Origin of the sequence: Vibrio sp. 99-8-1 (assembly GCF_013114595.1) — a bacterium.
In the GTDB taxonomy this organism is placed as follows: domain Bacteria; phylum Pseudomonadota; class Gammaproteobacteria; order Enterobacterales; family Vibrionaceae; genus Vibrio.
Genome location: NZ_VTXE01000037.1, coordinates 26,751 through 47,988, shown reverse-complemented (window position 1 = coordinate 47,988; position 21,238 = coordinate 26,751). Strand labels below are relative to the sequence as shown.

Annotated in this window: 17 protein-coding genes; 8 read left to right on the top strand and 9 right to left on the bottom strand. The window is 41.1% G+C overall.

Going from position 1 to position 21,238, the window contains the following annotated elements; all coding sequences use genetic code 11:
• Positions 1 to 393: 393 nt before the first annotated feature.
• The 6 genes from F0227_RS18080 (at position 394) to F0227_RS18055 (ending at position 7,473) form a co-directional block, all read left to right on the top strand.
• Complete coding sequence (locus F0227_RS18080) at positions 394 to 981, top strand: TfoX/Sxy family DNA transformation protein (RefSeq protein ID WP_171754646.1); 588 nt, start codon at positions 394 to 396, stop codon at positions 979 to 981.
• Positions 982 to 1,810: 829 nt separating this feature from the next.
• Positions 1,811 to 2,842 (top strand): ABC transporter permease subunit, encoded by a 1,032-nt coding sequence (locus F0227_RS18075; RefSeq protein ID WP_171754645.1) that lies wholly within the window; start codon positions 1,811 to 1,813, stop codon positions 2,840 to 2,842.
• On the top strand, positions 2,842 to 3,885 hold the full coding sequence (locus F0227_RS18070; RefSeq protein ID WP_171754650.1) for an ABC transporter permease subunit: 1,044 nt from the start codon (positions 2,842 to 2,844) through the stop codon (positions 3,883 to 3,885). Before F0227_RS18075 ends, F0227_RS18070 begins: the two co-directional genes overlap by 1 nt.
• A 15-nt stretch (positions 3,886 to 3,900) precedes the next feature.
• Positions 3,901 to 5,733, top strand: coding sequence for an extracellular solute-binding protein (locus tag F0227_RS18065; RefSeq protein ID WP_171754644.1), 1,833 nt, complete (start codon positions 3,901 to 3,903; stop codon positions 5,731 to 5,733).
• Positions 5,733 to 6,602 carry an ABC transporter ATP-binding protein gene (locus tag F0227_RS18060; RefSeq protein WP_171754643.1) on the top strand — a complete coding sequence of 290 codons (870 nt, stop codon included), beginning with the start codon at positions 5,733 to 5,735 and terminating at the stop codon, positions 6,600 to 6,602. The genes F0227_RS18065 and F0227_RS18060 overlap by 1 nt, the downstream gene beginning before the upstream one ends.
• A gap of 64 nt (positions 6,603 to 6,666) precedes the next feature.
• Positions 6,667 to 7,473 carry an ATP-binding cassette domain-containing protein gene (locus F0227_RS18055; RefSeq protein WP_171754642.1) on the top strand — a complete coding sequence of 269 codons (807 nt, stop codon included), beginning with the start codon at positions 6,667 to 6,669 and terminating at the stop codon, positions 7,471 to 7,473.
• Positions 7,474 to 7,518: 45 nt separating this feature from the next.
• On the opposite strand, the gene F0227_RS18050 is transcribed toward F0227_RS18055, so the two are convergent.
• The 3 genes from F0227_RS18050 to F0227_RS18040 all read right to left on the bottom strand — a co-directional run bounded on the left by F0227_RS18050 (position 7,519) and on the right by F0227_RS18040 (position 10,696).
• Positions 7,519 to 8,061, bottom strand: a complete 543-nt coding sequence (locus tag F0227_RS18050) for a hypothetical protein (RefSeq protein WP_171754641.1) — start codon at positions 8,059 to 8,061, stop codon at positions 7,519 to 7,521.
• A 179-nt stretch (positions 8,062 to 8,240) separates the two neighbouring features.
• Complete coding sequence (locus tag F0227_RS18045; RefSeq protein ID WP_171754640.1) at positions 8,241 to 8,738, bottom strand: response regulator; 498 nt, start codon at positions 8,736 to 8,738, stop codon at positions 8,241 to 8,243.
• Complete coding sequence (locus tag F0227_RS18040; RefSeq protein WP_171754639.1) at positions 8,735 to 10,696, bottom strand: ATP-binding protein; 1,962 nt, start codon at positions 10,694 to 10,696, stop codon at positions 8,735 to 8,737. Before F0227_RS18040 ends, F0227_RS18045 begins: the two co-directional genes overlap by 4 nt.
• 175 nt (positions 10,697 to 10,871) lie before the next feature.
• Between F0227_RS18040 and F0227_RS18035 the strand changes: the two genes are divergently transcribed.
• The gene (locus F0227_RS18035; RefSeq protein WP_171754638.1) at positions 10,872 to 12,131 is read left to right on the top strand and encodes a DUF945 family protein; all 1,260 of its coding nucleotides are present in this window, start codon (positions 10,872 to 10,874) and stop codon (positions 12,129 to 12,131) included.
• Positions 12,132 to 12,265: 134 nt separating this feature from the next.
• Positions 12,266 to 13,357: a 3-phosphoserine/phosphohydroxythreonine transaminase gene (gene serC, locus F0227_RS18030; RefSeq protein ID WP_171754637.1), complete on the top strand. Its 1,092-nt coding sequence runs from the start codon at positions 12,266 to 12,268 to the stop codon at positions 13,355 to 13,357.
• A gap of 82 nt (positions 13,358 to 13,439) precedes the next feature.
• On the opposite strand, the gene cydC is transcribed toward serC, so the two are convergent.
• The 6 genes from cydC to F0227_RS18000 all read right to left on the bottom strand — a co-directional run bounded on the left by cydC (position 13,440) and on the right by F0227_RS18000 (position 21,121).
• Positions 13,440 to 15,161, bottom strand: coding sequence for a cysteine/glutathione ABC transporter ATP-binding protein/permease CydC (gene cydC / locus F0227_RS18025; protein WP_171754636.1), 1,722 nt, complete (start codon positions 15,159 to 15,161; stop codon positions 13,440 to 13,442).
• Positions 15,154 to 16,941, bottom strand: coding sequence for a cysteine/glutathione ABC transporter permease/ATP-binding protein CydD (gene cydD / locus F0227_RS18020; protein ID WP_171754635.1), 1,788 nt, complete (start codon positions 16,939 to 16,941; stop codon positions 15,154 to 15,156). The genes cydC and cydD overlap by 8 nt, the downstream gene beginning before the upstream one ends.
• 252 nt (positions 16,942 to 17,193) lie before the next feature.
• Positions 17,194 to 18,156: a thioredoxin-disulfide reductase gene (gene trxB, locus F0227_RS18015; protein WP_171754634.1), complete on the bottom strand. Its 963-nt coding sequence runs from the start codon at positions 18,154 to 18,156 to the stop codon at positions 17,194 to 17,196.
• 230 nt (positions 18,157 to 18,386) lie between these two features.
• A complete protein-coding gene (locus F0227_RS18010) occupies positions 18,387 to 19,757 on the bottom strand; it encodes a DASS family sodium-coupled anion symporter (protein WP_171754633.1) in 1,371 nt (456 codons plus the stop codon).
• Between the two features lie 350 nt (positions 19,758 to 20,107).
• Positions 20,108 to 20,719, bottom strand: a complete 612-nt coding sequence (locus tag F0227_RS18005; protein ID WP_171754649.1) for an ElyC/SanA/YdcF family protein — start codon at positions 20,717 to 20,719, stop codon at positions 20,108 to 20,110.
• Positions 20,720 to 20,797: 78 nt separating this feature from the next.
• Complete coding sequence (locus F0227_RS18000) at positions 20,798 to 21,121, bottom strand: DUF3392 domain-containing protein (protein ID WP_171754632.1); 324 nt, start codon at positions 21,119 to 21,121, stop codon at positions 20,798 to 20,800.
• Positions 21,122 to 21,238: the final 117 nt, after the last annotated feature.

The window sequence follows — 21,238 nt, the reverse complement described above, 5'->3', positions numbered from 1 at the left end:
CATATATATTGTCCTAAATTCTTGAACGCCATAGTACATCTACTTTGCGGATCCTAGCAATTAAAATCATTATAATTAGCCTTCTGATGGAAATTTTTTATCTTATTGATTTGTAACAAAATATTATTCATGAATTCTGTAACTTTATGATATTTATATATTTATTTTTACATGTGATAAAAATATTTGTTAATCAAGCGGATTGATCCTCAAGACACCTTTTAAATTCATTCATGATAAGTATTATCTGCTTATTGCCGAAGAGCAATTTTTAAATGGCAAGATAGCCATATATCTAAAAAAATAGCGTTTAATTTTTAAATCACTTTGTCATTACCACGCGAACGATAAATATCGGTCGCTGTTTTTATGTGTCTTGCTAAGGGTTTAATAATGAGAGACCAAAGATTTTTTGACTATATGACTCGGTTTGGAAACAACAAGAATCGCTCAATGTTTGGAGGCCGAGGACTGTTTTTAGATGGTGCAATGTATGCGCTTATCGCTAAAGGGCGGTTGTTTTTGAGAGGGGGAGGTGATCTCGACTCAAAATTGGAAGCTCTGAACTGTCAGCGTTATTGCCAAATTAAGAAACAGAAAGTAACGACAGTAAATTACTTTGATGTTACTTATCTGCTTGATTCTGACTATGAAGAGTTAGACCTATTGGTTCGAGAATCAATCCAATGCGCTTTAAACTTTAAATCCTGCCCCAAGTCACTTGATAGTTTGCGGCTTAGAGACCTACCTAATATGCAATTAAATCTCGAGCGAATGGCCATTCGTTCGGGCATTTCTGATGTTAAAACCTTTATGTCATTAGGTGCGGTTAAATCTTTTATGCTGGTAAAAAAAGAGTACGGTGATGATGTGGATGTCAAATTGCTGTGGAAATTTGCGGGCGCCTTAGAGGGCATTCACTGGACACTGGTGCGTGATAATAAGAGAAATACTCTGTTGTCTGACTGCCATAATGATTAAGTGCACTGTAAATACTCAACTAACTTAAAGATGCTCATTCTTGCGTGAGATAACCTTGAAAGGGGAAGGCCATTTCTTCGATTATCTTTCTTGAACGGAACCTGTTGATGTAACTCTGAATCTAATCCATGGAGGTCACTTGAGTATATCCGCATATTGTTAGATTAACCGTAAATTACCACTTATAAACAGTACCGTAACTCCCTCTCACTTGTTAGGGGCGTTATTGTGCTGTTTTGTGCCTAGAGAGTGCTTGTTAATACGATGGCTTTCACTTAACTGTTTAATTAAAATCATGTTTTTACCTCACCAGTATTATCCAATAAATGCTTTTACTGTACGCATTGAGTAATTTATCTATTATTTATAGAGAATGCTGTCCGTTAACTTAAAGTTGTTAACAAAATGATCTATACTGCCTTTATAGAATGGAAATAAATGTGGCTAAAATTCATAGTGTTAGGCTTTTTCCCCATGTCCACACTAGGGTTTGAAGTAGCAAGTAAAGCAATATTTGATGGATAGCAAATATACTCAAGTGACCTCAAGGTGCTTGTTCAGCGAGAGTTTATTGGCTGCTGATCAAGGCACTGATTTGAAGGCATAATCATTCTACGGCAAGAATCAGTAACACAGAGCAGGGGCCAATAAAACTCGCCCTTTGGGAGCACATCAACACGCCCATTTCTGCGTCAGATAATCTTGAAAGGGAATACCATTCCTTCCATTATTTTTCTTGAACTGAACTTGTTGATGTTGCTATGAATCCTGCATATTGAGGTCACTTGAGTATAAGATTGGTCACAAACGGAATTGGAGAATTGATTGAGTGCTTGACTACTTTTTACGCAGAGCTGCGTTAGTCATTCCTACATTTATTGGCATCACCATACTGATTTTTGCTATTACTCGGCTGGTACCGGGTGGGCCAGTGGAGAGGATGCTGTCGAGTATGCAGTTTAGCGGCAGTGAGACGGCTGTTGCAATAAGTGATGTCGGTGCCAGTAGTGCTTTATCACAGGATCAAATTGATCAGCTAAATCAGTTCTATGGTTTGGATAAACCGGTCGTCGAGGCATATTGGCAATGGCTAACCAAACTGCTTGCTTTGGATTTTGGTGAGTCAACTCGTTATTATGAACCAGTAACCGATATGATAGCTGAACGTCTGCCTGTCTCTCTGTTCTATGGTGGAATGACCTTTTTCATCGCTTACTTTATATCCATACCACTTGGTTACTATAAAGCCATTAAGCATGGCTCCTTTTTTGATTCAGCATCCTCCATCGCCATTTTTATTGGTTATGCTCTACCGGGTTATGTTGTGGGTGTATTACTGATCACTTGGTTTTCATATCATCTTGAATGGTTTCCTATGGGAGGATTCACAGGAGATGATTTCGATGACTTATCTTCTCTCTCTGAACAAATTAAAGATATTCTCTGGCATGCTGTTTTGCCGCTAATTTGTTATTTGATTGGTGATTTTGCCACTCTCACCATGACCATGAAAAATAACTTGATGGAAAACTTATCGGCTGATTACATCCGCACGGCTATCGCTAAAGGCTTGCCTTTTCGCAAGGCGGTTCGTAAGCATGCTTTACGAAATAGCTTGATTCCTATCGCAAGCCACTTTGGTAATTCACTGCTGTTTTTTATGACAGGCTCATTTTTAATCGAGGTTATTTTCGATATAGATGGTATTGGCCTGTTAGGTTACGAGTCTATTATTGAGAGGGATTATCCGGTGGTAATGGGTATTGTTGCCATTAACGCCTTGATGCTGTTAATAGGAAACATTGTTTCCGATATCTGTGTTGCCCTTGTGGACCCACGTGTGAAGTTTGGGGGCGCATGATGATAGAACTTGATCCTGTTACCTATAAGAAAATACGTCGATTTAAGCAGATTAAACGAGGGTATTGGTCGTTTATCATCTTATCTTGCATGCTGATTTTGTCTATTTTTGCTGAGCTGCTGATAAATAGCAAAGCCTTGGTTGTTCGTTATCAGGGTGAATACAGTTTTCCCATTGTGAGTGATGTAAAACTCGGCAGCGATTTTGGTCTTGGCTACAGTGCCGAAGTGAATTACCGGCAGTTAAAGGCTCATTTTCAAAAACAAGATAATGGTGACTTTGTCCTGCTGCCGATTGTGCCATGGAATCCTTACGAACAAGATTTTTCCGGTGACTATCCTCCAGTAAGCCCAAATTTTGAGTCTAAACACTACTTGGGTACAGACGTCATCGGGAGAGATGTGCTAGCCAGACTGGTTTATGGTTTTCGCATCGCAATGGGGTTTGCATTAATTACCATGATTATCTCTTATTCCATCGGCACTGCGGTTGGGTGTGCAATGGGTTTTTGGGGAGGGAAGTTTGATCTTATTGTACAAAGATTGATAGAAATTTGGTCTATGGTGCCATTTTTGTATGTGATTATGATATTAGTTTCGATCATTCAACCTACATTTACTCTGTTTGTTTTAATCAATGTACTGTTTGGCTGGATGGGTATGACTTGGTACATGCGAACCATGACTTATAAAGAATCAGCTAGAGAGTATGTGTTGGCCGCTAGGGCTATTGGTGCGACCACATCACGAATACTATTTAAGCATATATTGCCAAATACCATGGTAATGATAGTTACTTTAGCGCCTTTTACTATTGCCGGTAATATCACAGCATTAACCGCATTAGATTACTTAGGCCTTGGATTGATGCCTCCAACACCAAGCTGGGGAGAGTTGTTGCAACAAGGCAAGTCGAACTTAGATTCTCCATGGATAGTCATATCTGTGGTTGTCGCAATTGTATCAGTATTGGTGATGGTAACCTTTATTGGAGAAGCAGTAAGAGCGGCATTTGATCCGAAAAAATTTACTCGTTATAACTGACGCAAGGATGACGAAATGAAAACAGTTTTTAAACTTATGAGTGTAATTCTGTCTGGTGTTTCAACCATGGCAATGTCAGCGTCTGAACTGCCAGCCAACCTGAAATGGCAAACCAATTTGGATGACCCTGTTTTTGCCTCTGAACAAGCCATATATGGCGGGACCTTCAGAACTTATATTTCAAGCTTCCCACAAACGTTTAGAACTGTAGGCCCGGATGCTAATGGTTCTTTTCGTTCTTGGTTGTTAGACGCACACCCTTCGTTGGTAACTAAGCATCCTGATACAGGTAACTGGATCCCTTCAATTGCTACGGATTGGGCATTCTCTGATGACAACAAAACGGTGTATTACAAAATAAACCCCAAGGCTAAATGGTCAGATGGTAAGCCTGTTACAGCAGATGATTTTACGTTTGTACTAACGTTAATGCGTTCTAAAGATATCGTGGCTCCTTGGTATAATACCTTTTATGAGAAGGTTATTACTGATGTTATTAAGTATGACGCCCATACGATATCTGTAACCTTGTCAGAGCCTAAAGATAAGAAAGATCTACTCAACTGGACATCATTAGGCCCAAAACCGAGACATTTTTATCAACCAAGTACTGATAACAATGGCGATGGTATTGATGATAACTTTGTTCGAAAGTACAACTTCAAAATGGAGCCAACTACATGGGCTTATAAAATGGATAAAGTTAAGAAAGGGCGCTCTATTACCTTTAAACATGTCGGTCAAGATTGGTGGGGATACAGTAACCCTTACTATAAAAATCGTTACAACGTAGAAAAAATTCGAATACAAGTGATTCGAGACAATGACATTGCTCGTAAGCATTTTGAAAAAGGCGATCTTGACGCTTTTGGCTTAATTCTTCCCTCGCTATGGCATGAGAAGTCGAATAGTAAACCTTATCAACGAGGTTATATCCATAAGTTCTGGGGCTTTAACCAAGTTCCACAAGGAGCGGGAGGACTATGGATCAACACAGCAAAAGCCAATTTAAGTAACCTGCAAGTGCGAAAAGGTCTCGCATATGCCAGTGATTTCGATGGCATGATTAAAAATATTCTTCGAAATGATTATGTAAGGAAACCTAACGGGTTAGGGGTTGGCCAAGATGAATTTACCAATGCGGAGGTAAAAGCTGCACCATTTGACCCAGAAAAAGCGGCTGAATATTTTAGCCAAGCTGGTTTTAACAACATTGGTCCCGATGGAATAAGAACAAACGATAAAGGCGAGAGATTGTCATTCGCGATTACCTATTCAGCTCGCCATCATACGCCTAGGATGGCCTACCTGAAAGAACAGGCAAAAAAAGCGGGTCTTGAATATACTTTAAATCTGATTGACGGCTCTTCAGCGTTTAAATATGTGAATGAAAAGAAACATGACATTTCGTTTCATGACATGGCTGGAGGCGATGTACCGCAGTACTGGGAGTATTTGCATTCAACAAATGCCAATAAACCACAAACCAATAATTTTACTAATTACAGCTCTGCCAAAATGGACAAGTTGGTCACTGAATATCGTGGAGAATTTAGCCGTGAAAAACGACAAGTTCTTTCTCGTGAGATTCAAAAAATCGTGGCAGATGAGTTTGTGATTGTTCCCGGCTATATGGTTCCTTATACCCGAGAAGCGTATTGGCGCTGGATGCAATTTCCTAAGCAGCCAATGACCAAAAAGAGTGAGGCGCTATTTAGTACGGGTACACCTTCGGACTTAGGCAGTTATTGGATTGATCCTGCAATAAAGAAAGAGACATTAGACGCGATTAAAAAAGGTGAAAGCTTTCAACCGGTCACAACCATTAATGATAAGTACCAGTTTTAATGAGTATTGCAGTGAACAGTGAAGAAGTAATCTTAAGCGTACGCAACTTACATACTGAGTTTGTAACAGATGATGATGTGGTTCGAGTGCTTCATGGTGTCAATTTCGATGTTAAGGCGGGAGAGACGCTAGGGCTTGTTGGTGAGTCAGGGTGTGGCAAAAGCGTTACCTCCATGTCGATATTAGGTTTGTTGCCTAAGCCTTATGGGAATGTCGTTGAGGGAGAGATTCTATATCGAAATGTGGATCTACTCGCTGTTCCTCACAATGAGATGCATAAAGTCCGCGGCAATAAGATTTCAGTGATTTTTCAAGACCCGATGACGGCACTAAATCCCGTTCACACTATCGCTAAGCAGCTAGAGGAGGTGTTAATTCTTCATCGACCTGAACTGAATAAAAAAGATAGACAAAGTTATGCGTTAGATATGCTCAACAAGGTAAGAATTCCTCAAGCGGAGAAACGCCTGCGAGAGTATCCGCACAACCTCTCTGGGGGAATGAGACAGAGGGTGATGATAGCGATGGCATTAGCGTGTAAGCCCGATATTCTAATTTGCGATGAACCTACGACTGCGCTGGATGTGACTGTGCAAGCGTCAATTTTGGATCTGATGGTGGATTTGCAACGTGAAACAGGGATGGCGATGATTTTCATCACTCATGATCTCGGTGTAGTGGCGGAAATGTGCGACAGCGTTGCGGTGATGTACCAAGGGAAGATTGTTGAGCAAGGAGATGTTTTTGAGTTATTTGACCATCCTAAGCACCCTTATACACAACATCTATTACAGCTTATGCCAAGTATAGACACACCCCTTAAAAGCAGGGCTGCAGTGACAACATATAAAGCGGATGGCGATAAGTAACAGTCTCTCGCTGGAATTTCAAACCCGTGTCAGTTAGTAACAGATAATAGGCCAACAGACGACAATGACAGAGATATTACGGATAGAAAATCTTACTCAATACTTTCGTTCCGGAGGTGGAGTATTCCGAAAAGGCTATACGGTAAAAGCAGTTGATGGTGTGTCTCTGTATGTATCAGAAGGAGAGACATTGGGTCTGGTTGGGGAGTCTGGTTGTGGCAAAAGTACCCTAGGTAGAACGATTCTAAAACTCTATCAGCCTACTAGCGGTGACATTTACTTTAAAGGCACCAATATTACTCAACTGTCAGATAAAGAGATGCGCCCGCTAAGGAAAGAGTTGCAGATAATTTTTCAAGACCCTTTAGAGTCTCTAAATCAGCGCCATTCAATAGGGATGATAATTGAGGAGCCTTTTATCATTCATAACATTGGTACTAAGCAAGAGAGGCGTCGCTGGGTTGAGGAACTGCTTGAGAAGGTAGGCTTAGCCAAAGAGAGTATAAACCGTTATCCGCATGAATTTTCTGGTGGCCAGAGACAGAGAGTGGGAATTGCTCGAGCGATAGCACTTAAACCTAAACTACTAATATGTGATGAATCAGTGTCAGCGCTAGACGTTTCAGTTCAGGCACAAATAATTGATCTGTTATTAAAACTGCAGAAAGAGATGAATTTAGCGATGATCTTTATTTCACATGACCTATCTGTCATTCGTCAAATTTCTGACAGAGTAGCAGTAATGTTAAATGGGAAGATAATTGAAGAAGGTAGTGTTAGCGACATTTTTGAAGCAGCAAAAGAAGAGTACAGTAAAACTTTGTTAGCGGCTATTCCAGCGAGCCACCCAAAGAATAGACGCAGAAAATAAAAAAACCGAAGCTATTATGCTTCGGTATTTTTAAATCAAACAGGTTTAGAATTTAAAACGTGTAGTGAACATTAACTGGTCACCATAGAAATCGTTAAATTTGCCTTCTAAGCCCATTGAGAATAATTCTGTTGAATGAAAACGTGCGAAAACTGTAGTCACAAAGTCATCATCGTTGTCGATTTCAACGTAACCGAGGCGGCCACCAACTTCTAACTGAGGCCCTAACCACTGACGTACACCAATGTTTAATTCTAGGCCGATGTCATTGCTATGATTTTTATCATCAACCATACGCATTAGCATTTCGCCTGTAAGGTCTGCCCAATTGTTGATAGGTGCGTGAAATCCAAAACCTGCACCCATGTTGTAATCATTTTTGAATTTAGAGTCTGCACGGATAATGGCATGAGCGTTAGGGTGGATTGACTTGCTATAAGCGCCACCGAATGTGACAGGATCAGCACCAATACGTGCTTCAGCGTAGTCGTAGTTGAAATTGCTCATGCTGATACGCTCAGGATCCTGTGCTGCAAACACTGAGCTAGAAGCAAGCACAAGACCTGCAACAAGAAGAATTTTACGCATAATAAAAGTAAACCTATGTCCTATATTAATCAATGGTGATAGTAAGCCAATTACTACTGTTATCCAACACAGTATATTAACCATTCACAGGCGTTAGTCACCAAAAATTTGTCGCTAATGCGCTGTTAAGCTAAATCTTAAGCAATATAAATGCCAAAAACAAATGATTCGGAATGTAATTATTCACCAAATTGATTTCTTTTGGCAGCAATGGCATTAAATATCTTTTCTGTATCAAGTATTCGTCCCCATGGCATAAGATCCGTTTCATTATCAATCATATATTGAGTAAGTTGTTGAGTTAATGTATTGACCAACTCTTCGCCTTTCCAAGGCTTAGCAATATAAAAATCCAGACTTGCGCTATTGACTGCTTGTACGGTCGCTTCAAGATCGGCTTGCCCGGTTAATAACAATTTTTTCGCACAGCGGGTTTCATCTTGGTTATTTAGCTCTATAAGGAAACTGATCCCAGTTTGCTCCGGCATAATATGATCACAGAGAATCAGTGCCAGTTTGGTGTTCTCTTCCGCGTACTCTTCTATCACTTCTTTCGCTTCAGATACCGATTCCGCTCCCTCAATAATAAAGTTATCTTCAAAATGAGATAGGTCTTGTACAACGCTGTCTAATACTTCTCGTTCGTCATCTACACAGAGAATAAGATATTTTTTCATCGTATTTCCTTATTGGTGTTTACCACTGCATTAGCGGGTTGAAATGGTAGCCATACAATCATTTTTGTATATTCATTTTGGCTGGATTCGACTTCTATCCAACCACTGTGCTGGGCCAATATTTGTTGGCAGACCGATAGGCCAATACCAAGTCCAAAATTGCCCTCTTTTTTAGTGGTGTAGTTAAGTTCAAAAATCTTGTCTTGTTGTTCTTGAGGGATACCTTCACCATTATCCTCAAAGGTGATCTTTGCATAGTGAGTGTTGTCTTTAATCGCTTGCTCGGTGCTGACGGTAAGTACACCATGCTCGGGAAATGCATCAATGGCATTGGATACAAGGTTGGTCCACACTTGCTGCAATGCGTTTGTTAAGCAGAGTATTTCAGGTAGAGATTGATACTCTTTTATCACCGTATGCCGTTTCAGCTTGTTCTCGAAAATGACTAAGGTATCTTCAATGCCTTCATGAAGATCAATGACGTGCATGATCTCATCATCTTGGCGAGCATATCCTTTCAGGCTTTTTACCATATCTGCAATTCTTTTGGCACATACCTGAATAGAGCGTAGAGTTGAGCCGGTTACATGATATTTTTCGAGTCCGGTAATGGTGCCAGCCAGATCTTTGGTCTCCTTCGCTAACTGAATGACTTCGTCGAGATCATGGTGCAAGTTAAGTTGAACCACTTTTTTAGCCAGTTGTTTATCGCCAATGGAAGGCAGAATGGATTTGGTCTGCTGACGAATCTCTGATGTAGACATAGGACGAGAGAGAAGAGACTCGTTGAGAATACTTGCACCAAGTTCTTGATGAGACGCAGGGAGAGGCGAGTGTATCAGTTCATCAATTTTTGATGTTAATGTATCGGCTCCTCTCAAAATCGCGGCAACGGGATTATTTAATTCATGTGCCACGCCAGCAACGAGCTGACCCAGTATCGCCATTTTTTCTCGTTCAATGAGTTGCTGATGTGCGGTTTCTAGCGACTCATAAGTTTGCTGTAGTTCAAGTTTGGTATTAATGCTGCGTTGCAATCGTCTATTAAAGTGACGTAATAGTAAATTAGTAAACAGAGGTAACAGTTCACTGTCTGAGTGCATGACTTGAGCAAACACGTCTTTATTCAGTTTGATGACTTTGGTTTTGGTTAGCGTTATCGCGGTAGAGAAGGAGAGTTCACCTGTAACAAATGACATTCCTCCAACGATATTGCCTTTCGCATGCCGAACAACTTCACGCTGTATTTGTAGCTCATCGGCTTTATAAAGCGCGACTTCACCTTCCACGATAAACCACAAAAATTGATTGGGTTCGCCTTCTACTGTTAATAGATGGTCTGGCGAGTAAGTTCGGCACGCTTTTGTTTCATCTTTCTCAGAGAAAAACTCCAGTAGTGAACCGATAAATTGATCAGCTAAGTAAGTGTCACTAAGTTCATGAAAGTTGTGAATGAACCCCGTTCGAAAAGAGTCGAGCTTATTCTCAATATGAGCGCTTAGAATACGAGATTGATCAAGGACGCCGCTGTAATGTAACCAGTTTTCATCTTTGATGCCGAGGATAAACGTTGTGAGCTCTTTTTTGGCGGTATCGAGTAGGGCGTTACGTTTAAGCGGTTTGGTCAAGCAGTGATCGAGGCGTCCTTCATTGACTGCCGCGAGAATGCTATCAATGTCCTCGCCATCACTGAGCAATACTTTACGAGAGTCTTTACTGTGCTCGGTTTTGTCTAAATGGATTAAAAAATCGGCACCGTTAAATGATTGGCTACTAGCCGCAATGGCCATTGCCACTTTTTGCTGCTGTTCTTTGGCATACTCCAAGGTCTGCATTGCTTCCTCTGGAGAGTCAACACAGTAAATATCAAACAAATTTGATAGTGGCGATAGCTCTTTTCTCAATAACTCAGCGGATATTGGATCATCATCTAAATATAATACTAGGTAAGGATTCACAACTACCTCATTTAGGTTTTATTGCTCAATGTAACAACTTTCGATCGTGCGAGTTGAGAGGTGAGTAAAGTTCTTTCACTTATCTGTTGGAAAAGCCTGATATAACTCAAGGTTTTAACTTAAATTCAACTAGGCTAAACTAGGTTTAATTCCTTAGCGATTATAAAGAGAAGTCATGAAAGAGTTGAAAAAAATAGCAGCAATTGGCGGAGCAGTTGTTCTGGTGGCATGTTGGCCGCTTGCTGTCGGACAAATAGCGCAAAATGTGTTAACGGATGGTGCTAACCAACTGAATAATGGTGACTATTCTGTTGAGATAATCAGTTATGATAGAGGGTATTTGTCTGCTCAAGCGGTAACCAGATACTCCGTTAATGATCCGCAACTTAAAGAACAGTTGAGCTTGGATGGCCTTCCTACTGAGTTTGAAGTTGAACATGATATAAAGCATGGTTTGTTGCGCATAGCGGCAGAATCTCGATTAGTTGATGTTCCAGACGTTCCTCTCACCCTGACTACAACAACTCAGCTAAATGGAAATACAGAGTTTTCTCTGTTGTTGGATAAGGTAAATTACAGCTTGGATGATGATCAGGGTGCTATCTATATCAGCAAGTCGACGATAGAGGGAAATGCCACTGTTCTTGGTCAGCTTGATTTTAACTACGACTTTCCTTCTATCCAGCTCGCTTTTAGTAATAATGAGCACGTCTCGTTCTCGAATATGACAGGCAGCGTGAGCGGCAAGAAAGTGAATCAGTTTTGGCATGGTGAACAGTCACTGAATATTGAAACCATCTCTATGATGACCGGGCAAGGTGAGACTTTAGCCAGCGCAAAGGATATTCGCTATAAGTTTTCATCCAATACTAATGAGGGTGGAGACAGAATTGAAACTAACCATCTGTTAAGTACCGGCGAAATCACCTCTAGCGATGGCCAGTTGCAGCAGTTACAGGTGGATTTCTCACTTGGTGGTTTAGATTTAAACTCTTTTGAATCCTTGGTTTCAACTTATCAAAATAATCCGGTTATAACCGAGCAAGTGCTTGCAGAGTCTGCGCCACAAATTGATGTCTTATTTGAAAAAGGTTTTTATCTGGCCATGAATAAGATGCAGTTTAATTTGGTTGACGGTCAGTTTGATTCTCAGTGGCGATTAGAGATACCTGAGGGCATGCAAAGTATTACTCAAGACATCAATCAATTGATACCTCAGTTAACGGGCAACTTAGATACCTATATTTCTAATGGCTTAGCTGATGCGTACCCATTTGTGCATCAGGGAATTGATGAGTTGCTGGTTATGGAATATATGTTTAAAGCGGATGATGGCTATAGAATGGATGCAGAAATTGCCAATGGAAACTTGCAGTTTGCTAGCGGTGAAAAAATTCCACTTATTGCTCTATTGATGTCCGGAATGGCGAATTAAGCATAGATTTTTTTCTCATTGTTAAAAAAGGGCTCTTTTGAGCCCTTTTTTGTGCTTTTTTATCATGGGAAAACATGTTATTACTTGAGAATATAGAAAAGTAATATCCATTCAATTTAATAACCGCAGGAGCAATGACCGTCATGGGAACGATTTACAATTTCAGTGCAGGACCCGCCGCCTTACCTAAAGCAGTAATGGAAAAGGCGCAGTCTGAATTAGTTAACTGGAATGAGTTAGGCACATCGGTGATGGAGATTAGCCATCGTAGTAAAGAGTTTATTCAAGTGGCTGAGACTGCGGAGCAAGATTTACGAGATCTTCTGGACATTCCTAGTAACTATAAAGTGCTGTTTTGTCAGGGCGGAGCGAGAGCTCAGTTTGCTGCTGTTCCTATGAACCTACTTGGTGATAGTGATACTGCAACGTATATTGATGGCGGCTACTGGGCAGAAAGTGCGGTAAAAGAAGCGAGAAAATATTGTCAACCTGATGTGGTGGATGTGAAGAGTGAAAAAGAGGGCAAAGTAGCTATAAAACCGGCGTCTGATTGGACGATAGCTGAAGATGCTGCTTATGTTCATTTTTGCCCTAATGAAACCATTGATGGCATAGAAATAAATGAACTACCCATCACGGATAAACCGATTGTCGCGGATATGTCATCAACTATTTTGTCTCGTAAAATCGACGTTAGCAAATATGGAGTGATTTACGCTGGTGCGCAAAAGAACATTGGTCCTGCTGGCATCTGTATCGCGATAGTGAGAGATGATTTATTAGAGTTGGCAAGAAAAGAGTTGCCAAGCATTCTTAGCTATAAAGTGTTGGCAGAAAAGGATTCAATGTTTAATACGCCGCCAACTTACGCGTGGTACTTGTCAGGCTTGGTGTTTAAATGGTTAAAAGAGCAGGGTGGCGTTGCTGCGATAGAAGAAGTTAACCGAGCAAAAGCCGCGTTACTTTATGACTATATCGATCAATCTGATTTCTACAGCAATAACGTGCATGAGCAAAATCGCTCTTTGATGAATGTTCCTTTTCAGTTAGCCAAACCTGAGCTAGATGGCGAGTTCTTGTCCTTGGCTGACAAAGCTGGACTTAAAGCGCTGAAAGGACACCGTGCGGTGGGAGGAATGCGAGCCTCTATTTATAATGCTATGCCTATTGAAGGGGTAAAAGCGCTAGTAGCGTTTATGCAGCAGTTTGAGAAAGAGAATGCATAAGTCAAACTCGTATCGTATTTAGTATAGTAAAAGCCACTCTATAGAGTGGCTTTTTTAGTTGGTCAGCTTTAATCAGCTATCGCTACAAAGTTTGATGAAGTTGGAAGTAGCGACCTTGTTCTTTCATCAACGTTTGGTGACGTCCTTGCTCAATAATTTGGCCATTTTCTATTAGACAAATATTGTCCATCTGCTCTAAATTGACCAAGCGATGAGTGATAAATATTACCGTTTTATTGGCAAAGAATTTGTCAAATAACGACAGTATTTGTTGCTCAGTTTTCTTATCTAATCCTTCGGTTGGTTCATCCAGCAATACGATAGGGGCGTTATGCAAAATAGCACGAGCAATGCCTATTCGACGCCTCTCACCACCAGATAGCTGTCGTCCACCATCTCCTAACCAAGTATCTAACCCTTTCTCTTCTGTAAGTGATGAGAGCTCTACTTGCTGTAGTATGTCGGAGATGGTCTCATCGCTAGCGTTAGGGTTGGCCATTATTAAATTATCTCTTAGCGAGCCATTAAGAATATCTACTCGTTGACTAACTACTGAGATAGAGTTTCGCAAAGTCGCTTCACTAATTTGCGTCAATGGTGTACCCGCAATGGATATGTTGCCTTTCTCTACATCCCAGTAACGACAGAGTAATTGCAGTAAGGTCGATTTCCCTGAGCCAGTTTGGCCAAGAATAGCCACATGGCTCTGATGTTCTACGTTAAGAGTTAAGCCGTTAATTGCGTTATTTTCTGCATCGGGATAGCGGAAAAATATGTCGTTAAGCTGTATATCAAAGTTTGTTGAGGTCAATTCGCCAGATAATGGGAACTCAACATCTGGTGTTGCAGTAATGATTTCGTTTAGTCGACGAGCGGAGGTTAGTGTTTGACCTAAATACTGAAATGCTCCCGCGATGGGCATCAATAGTTCAAAGCTCGCCATGGTGGCAAATGCGAACATGGCGATCATAGGGTCAGGTGGGTTTCCACCAACACCATCTGCTGCTAACCAAAGAATGGCGATAAGTGCGAGCCCATTGGAAAGCATCAGCAAGCCACTTGCAATTCCGGTTAAGTTAGCGTTAACGGATTGATTTTTTAGAAGTTTAGATTGAGCTTCTAAAATGGCATCGTGATAACGTTCTTCGGCACCAAACAGTACCAATTCACTGTGACCCTGTAACCAATCGAGAGAGGTTACTCTTAGTGAAGCTTTGTTATGGGTAAGCTGATGACCGTTCTTTTTCCCTAATTGATAAAAGAGTACTGGCCATATGAGTAGAAGTGAAAACAGAATGACACCCAAAACCATCGCTAAGTCTGCATCAAACCATCCTAAGAAAAAGGTTAGGGAAATACTCGCGAATAGACCAACAACAATAGGGCTGATAAGGCGTAAATAGACGTGATCCATTGCATCGACATCGGCAACAAGTCGGTTTAGCAAATCACCATCGCGTAAGTTGGCAACTGTCCCTGGAACAAGAGGGGTTAACTTCTTAAAGAAGAAAATCCGTAATTCAGTTAACAATTTAAACGTCGCGTCATGGCTAACGACTCTTTCTCCCCAGCGTCCGGCTGTCCGTGCTATCGCTAATCCACGAACGCCACCTCCCGGCAACATGTAGTTAAACGTTTGTCTTGCTATCGTTAGCCCGGCGATGCCTGCAGCGGAGATAAACCAACCTGAAAGGGTGAGTAACCCAATAGATGCGCATAAGGTTAAGAATGCGAGGATCATACCTAGCGATAAACCAAACCAATGCTTTTTGTATAGTTTAAGAAAAGGAATTAACTCACGCATCAAGATCTCCTTTTTCTTCATTTAACTGTGCTGAACGGCTATGTAACATGGTTGAGAATAGCCCTCCGCTGCTACTTAATTGCATATAGTCGCCTGATTCAACCAATTTCCCTGATTCCATCACTAAGATCATATCAACATTTTGCAGCTGAGTGAGCTGATGGGTAATCATCAAGGATGTGCGGTTTTCTGTTTTGTTTTTGATGCCAGTCATAACCAGTTTCTCGCTACGAGCATCCAAACTTGCCGTTGGTTCGTCCAGTAGCCAGAAGTTACCTTTTTGAAGCATGGCTCTTGCTAATGCAAGACGTTGAGCTTGCCCGACTGATAAACCACCGGAACGGTCACTTATTTGATAATCGAGACCATGCTGATGGACGAACTCCATCGCAAAAGAGTCATCTAAAGCATGGTTAATATCGTTGTTGCTCACGTCATCATTTCCAAGAGTAATGTTCTCTTTTATCGAGCCATGCAGCAGCAGCGGGTTTTGTCCTACCCAGCTAATTTGCTCTCGCCACTGCTTGAGATCACACTGGTTAAGCTCAACCCCATTGACCTGTAAACTGCCTTCATAGGGCAAAAAGCCCAGAATGGCGTTGATCAAGCTGGTTTTTCCTGCCCCGCTTGGGCCAACTAATGCGGTGGTTTTGTTAGCGGCTAGATGGAATGATACTGGACCTAATAGCTGTTTACCTTGTGGGCTTTTAACCACCAGCTCTTTGGCTGTGATGGTTAGGTTTTCAACATCGGTGATAGATTGTGAGCCTTGGCTTAATACCGTAACGTCAGTATCGAGAAATTCTACGATACTCTCTGCTGCGCCAACTGCTTGAGCCTTAGCGTGATAAAAAGTGCCTAAGTCACGAAGCGGCTGATAAAATTCAGGAGCGAGAATAAGTATAAATAAACCGGTAAATAGAGTAATGCCACTGCCATAGTAACCAAAGTCTAATTCGCCAATAAAACTAAAGCCAAAATAAACCGCAGTGATGGCGATGGAGATTGAGGTGAAAAACTCTAATACGGCAGATGATAGAAAGGCGACTTTTAGTACATCCATTGTTCTGCTACGGAAAACTTCAGACGCACCGCGAAGGGTCTCTGTTTCTGCTTCAGTGCGATTAAATAACCTAATCGTTGTCATGGACTGCAGACGATCATAGAAATGGCCGGATAATCGTTGCAGCGCTTTAAAATTCTTCCTATTGGCGTCAGAGGCTTTTTTTCCTACTAGTGCCATGAAAAAAGGTACCAATGGGGCAGTGATGAGAAAGATCAAACCTGCAGCCCAGTTGGTCGGGAAAACCACAATCAGTATGATTAATGGTACTAACACCGATAAGGACATTTGGGGAAGGTAGCGGGCAAAAAAGTCTTGCATATCTTCAACTTGCTCTAATAGCAGAGTTGCCCAAGTTCCTGCTGGCTTTCCTTTTATATAAGCGGGTCCAACCTCTCTTAACCTGTCTAAAATAAGTTGGCGAATATATATTCGTATTTGCTCTCCGGCTTTAAATCCTGCGACTTCACGTCCCCAAGTACACGCTGCTCGTCCAATCACAGACACACCTAAGCCGATAAAGTAATTAACTAGCTGATATTTATCGGTTTGTTCAATAATAAGTTGATGAAGAATGGAAGCCAGTAATCCGGCTTGAGCTAGCAAAAATAGACTGGATAAAACACCAAGAGAAATACTGATAACCAGCCAGCGTTTAGCCAGTTTTCCTTGCTGTTTCAACCAATTGTTTAAGTTTCGTTGTTTAGTTTTGTCCATTATTTTATGGCTTTCTTTAATAATAGTTATTAGGAAGTTCACCTAGTAGCCGGCTATCCAAAATCTGTTCGACAACACGATGGGTAAGGCGAATCAAGCTTCTGCTCAATACTTGCTGTAATACGATCGATGGTTTATCGCTTACATGACCGACCAAGTATACAAAAAGAAATCCAGCGGTAATACCGCCGGATTGTCGTGCCTTGATCAGGCACCAATAAAAGTCTGATTAAACCTTCACGGTGATCTTGATTACTGAGCATTGTCTAATGAATCTAGGTAACGCTCAGCATCTAGCGCCGCCATACAGCCTGTACCTGCGGAAGTGATAGCCTGACGATAGTTATGATCCATAACGTCTCCAGCGGCAAATACCCCTTCAATACTGGTTTGTGTCGCATTGCCATTTAACCCTGACTGAACAACAATATAGTCGTTGTTCATTTCTAGCTGCTGGTTAAAGATCGCGGTGTTTGGTTGATGGCCAATGGCTATAAATACGCCCATTACATCAAGTACTTCTTTAGCATCTGTTAATGTGTCTTGAAGACGAACTGCCGTGACGCCCATTTCATCTCCGAGCACTTCATCCAGCGTGCGGTGAGTATGCAAAATGATGTTACCACTACTGACTTTGTCCATTAGGCGCTTCATTAAGATTTTTTCAGCTCTAAAGCCTTCACGTCTATGAATCAGGTGTACCTCAGCAGCAATATTAGATAAATAAAGAGCTTCTTCTACCGCTGTATTGCCTCCACCGACAACCGCTACTTTTTGATTTCGATAAAAGAATCCATCACATGTTGCACAGGCGGACACTCCACGACCTTTAAAATTCTCTTCTGAAGGTAAGCCCAAATATTTTGCAGAGGCTCCGGTTGAGATTATCAGAGCATCGCAACTGTACTCTTTGCTGTCTCCTTTCAAGCGAAAAGGACGAGAGGAGAGATCAACGTCAGTTATTTGATCGAACACCATTTCAGTTTCAAATTTTTCGGCATGCTCTTTCATGCGGTCCATCAGTGCCGGGCCAGTTAGACCTTCTGCATCTCCAGGCCAGTTTTCTACTTCGGTTGTTGTCGTTAACTGTCCTCCCTGTTGCATACCAGTGATGAGGACTGGATTAAGGTTGGCACGTGCTGCATAAACCGCTGCGGTATATCCGGCTGGTCCTGAACCAAGGATTAATAGTTTGCAGTGTTTTACTTCACTCATTGAGCTGACTCCGAATAATTTTAATTTTTTACGATTGTAAGGAAAATATCTCTGAGGATAAAGGTAAAACAGAGTTCAGATTGGATAATTGGTTTTTATACTAGATGGTGAGGCATCAATATAGGCTATAAATCTAAAGGAATTGATAGCAATAATGCAGCTTGATTACGCTGCAATATTGCTAAATGACTCGGTTGCGCGAGGTTTATTGTTAATCAGTTTTACGCTGACTACCAGAAAAAATGAGCAATGATGGACAAGGTAAGAATACAGACTAAATTAAGCACTATCCCTACACGCATCATCTCTTTTTGTTCGATATGACCAGAGGCAAATACCAGTGCATTCGGAGGAGTTGCTACGGGCAGCATAAATGCACATGACGCTGATATCGCGATGATTACCGACAATATAATAGGAGAGACTCCTAACACCTCAGCAATGCTGGCAAATATAGGGATCAATAGTGCTGCACTGGCGGTATTACTTGCAAATTCAGTAAGAAAAACAACAAAAGCGATAATGGCAAGAAGGGTGATGAACATATTCATTTGGTTCAGCAGTTGGCTTAACTCTTGCGCGAGAAAAACACTTGTTCCTGTCGCTTTGAGAACGTTACTTAAACAGATACCGCCACCAAATAACAGCAATACCCCCCAATCGACGGTTTTTTCTATATCTTTCCACTCAACAACGCGAGTCGCTCCAAGCATCAGTATTGCACCGATAGCCACCAAGGTATCAAACTTAGCATATCCTCCGAGCAGGGCATTGATGGGCTTGCTAAACACCCAAAATGACACGGTAATTAGAAAAATGATTAAGGTAAGTTTGCGTTTATTCGTCCACTCAAGTGGGGTGTGGTGAATATCAAAAGTGTGTTTTAGGTTTGGCTTGGTCATTATGTAGATCACAATGACAGCAATCGGCAGCAAGGTTAATGAAACAGGTAGGCCCATTGCTACCCATTCGGTAAAGCTCAGTCCTAGTTCAGCTGCGGCAATGGCGTTTGGCGGGCTACCGACTAAGGTTGCGATTCCTCCGATCGAAGCGCAATAAGCGATACCAAGTAGAACGAATACATATGTACTTGCGTGCTTTTTCTCATCAATGTTGCTCATGACGCCCAATACTAAAGGCAGCATCATGGCGATTGTTGCGGTGTTGGATATCCACATTGAGAGCATCGCACTCACGGTAAATAGCATCATCACAGCGGTGAACATTTTTCCTTTGGCGGCAATGAGTACTTGATCCGCAATGGCTTTATCTATTTGCTGTTTGTGAAGCGCAGCCGCTAATGAAAATCCGCCAAGAAAAATAAAGATAATAGAGTTGGAAAAATGACTTAATGCTGAGGAGGTATCGAAAATATTAAAAATAACAGCCAGCATAGGTACCAGAAGGGCGGTGATACTGACATGAAGCGCTTCGGTTAACCACAAAATGGCGATAAATATGAGTATGCTTAAGCCTTTTACGACGCTCTCATCATAAGGAAGAGTGAAGAGCAATGTGATAAAGAGTGCACTATCGGCAATGAGAATGAGTGCATTTCTATTAAACATTGATAATGGGGAATGAGAAGATGAAGTCAACATAGCACACTCCTGATAGTTGAACGTCGAATGTCTAAGGCCTGTTGAGCTATTGAGTAGATAATCTATTCAACTTGAATGTCGTCAGATATCAAGCAGTAACAAACAGTGCAAAATAGCGGTGATCCGTTAACAGGTCCTAATAAGTAAAAGTTATTGGTGTAAATGTTACTGATTCAACAGACGGTTCAATAATTTTAAATCGTGGCTTCCATGCCTGTTCCATCAATGACAATTAGAGTAAATATCCAAATATTAGTATAGAAGAGGGTTTGAAAATCAGGCGGAAAGCAGGTTGATTTATAAACAAAATGGAATGAAAAATTGATCTAGATAAATAAATGGCGTGAATATTACGAGGTTTGGCCATTGAGATTAATAGGCTCTTTGGGACCAAGAAATTTAGGTTGAGTAGCAAATATATAGATATCAAGCAGGGCTTTCACACGAGCGAAAACCTCTCTAATCCGAACCTTAATACCTGAATGCTGCTGTGGACCGGGTACTGCCAGACAGACTGCGTGAATGTTGAAGTGCTGAGCAATAAATAGCGCACGCTCGCAATGAAATTTTTGAGTAATGATAATAAATTCATCGGCATCAAAAATTTCTTTAGAACGAACAATAGAATCAAGCGTTCTAAAGCCTGCATAGTCAAGAAAAATAGCTTGTTCAGGAACACCGGCTTTAAGCAGATCTCTTTTCATTGTCCATGGTTCATTGTATGAACGGTGCGCATTATCACCACTTAACAAGAAAGCTTCCACTTTCTTTTCATTGTAGAGAGAGATGGCGGCATTAATTCTGTTAGCGTAATAATCATTCAATACTTTGCCTAAGTATTTACTGGTGCCCAGAACTAATGCTACATCATAGTTTGGAAGATTTTCAGCTTGAACAAAGATTTTATCCTCAGAACCCCAACTGATTAAACGATCGGCAAATAACAAGCTGCACAAGGTCATGATAACCAGTGTACAGAAAGCTATTTTAATTCGTTTATTGACAGTAAAGTTCAAATTCTTTCCTCAAACATAGCGGCTCTAAACATGACGATTTCTTTGTGCCCAAATGCCGATAAGTGAAAATGCAATCAGTATCGTTAAAATGAGTATTTCTGAATCCAATGAACGCAACCAGCTAGCGAGATAAGGGGACGCTTTTACAATGAGCAAGCCATAACCAAATGCGTTAAGCAAGATAAAAGCGACTGTTCTCAGAATAAATGGTTGTCTAATCATCAACTTTCTAACCAGTCGATTTATATCGTTACCTAACATTACCAAGAAACAAGCGATAAAAGCGATGGATATTTCTGGTATATATTGTGCGATATAGCCGCCTAATGGGGCAATAAATTCAAGCATGGATATCTCTTGGCGTATGAACTTGCTGAGTGGGTTATAAAAAGAGGTTGTTTATATGGTAGAACCGTTATTCACACAAGCATATTGACGCAGATTCAGTATAATATCTCACTTCCG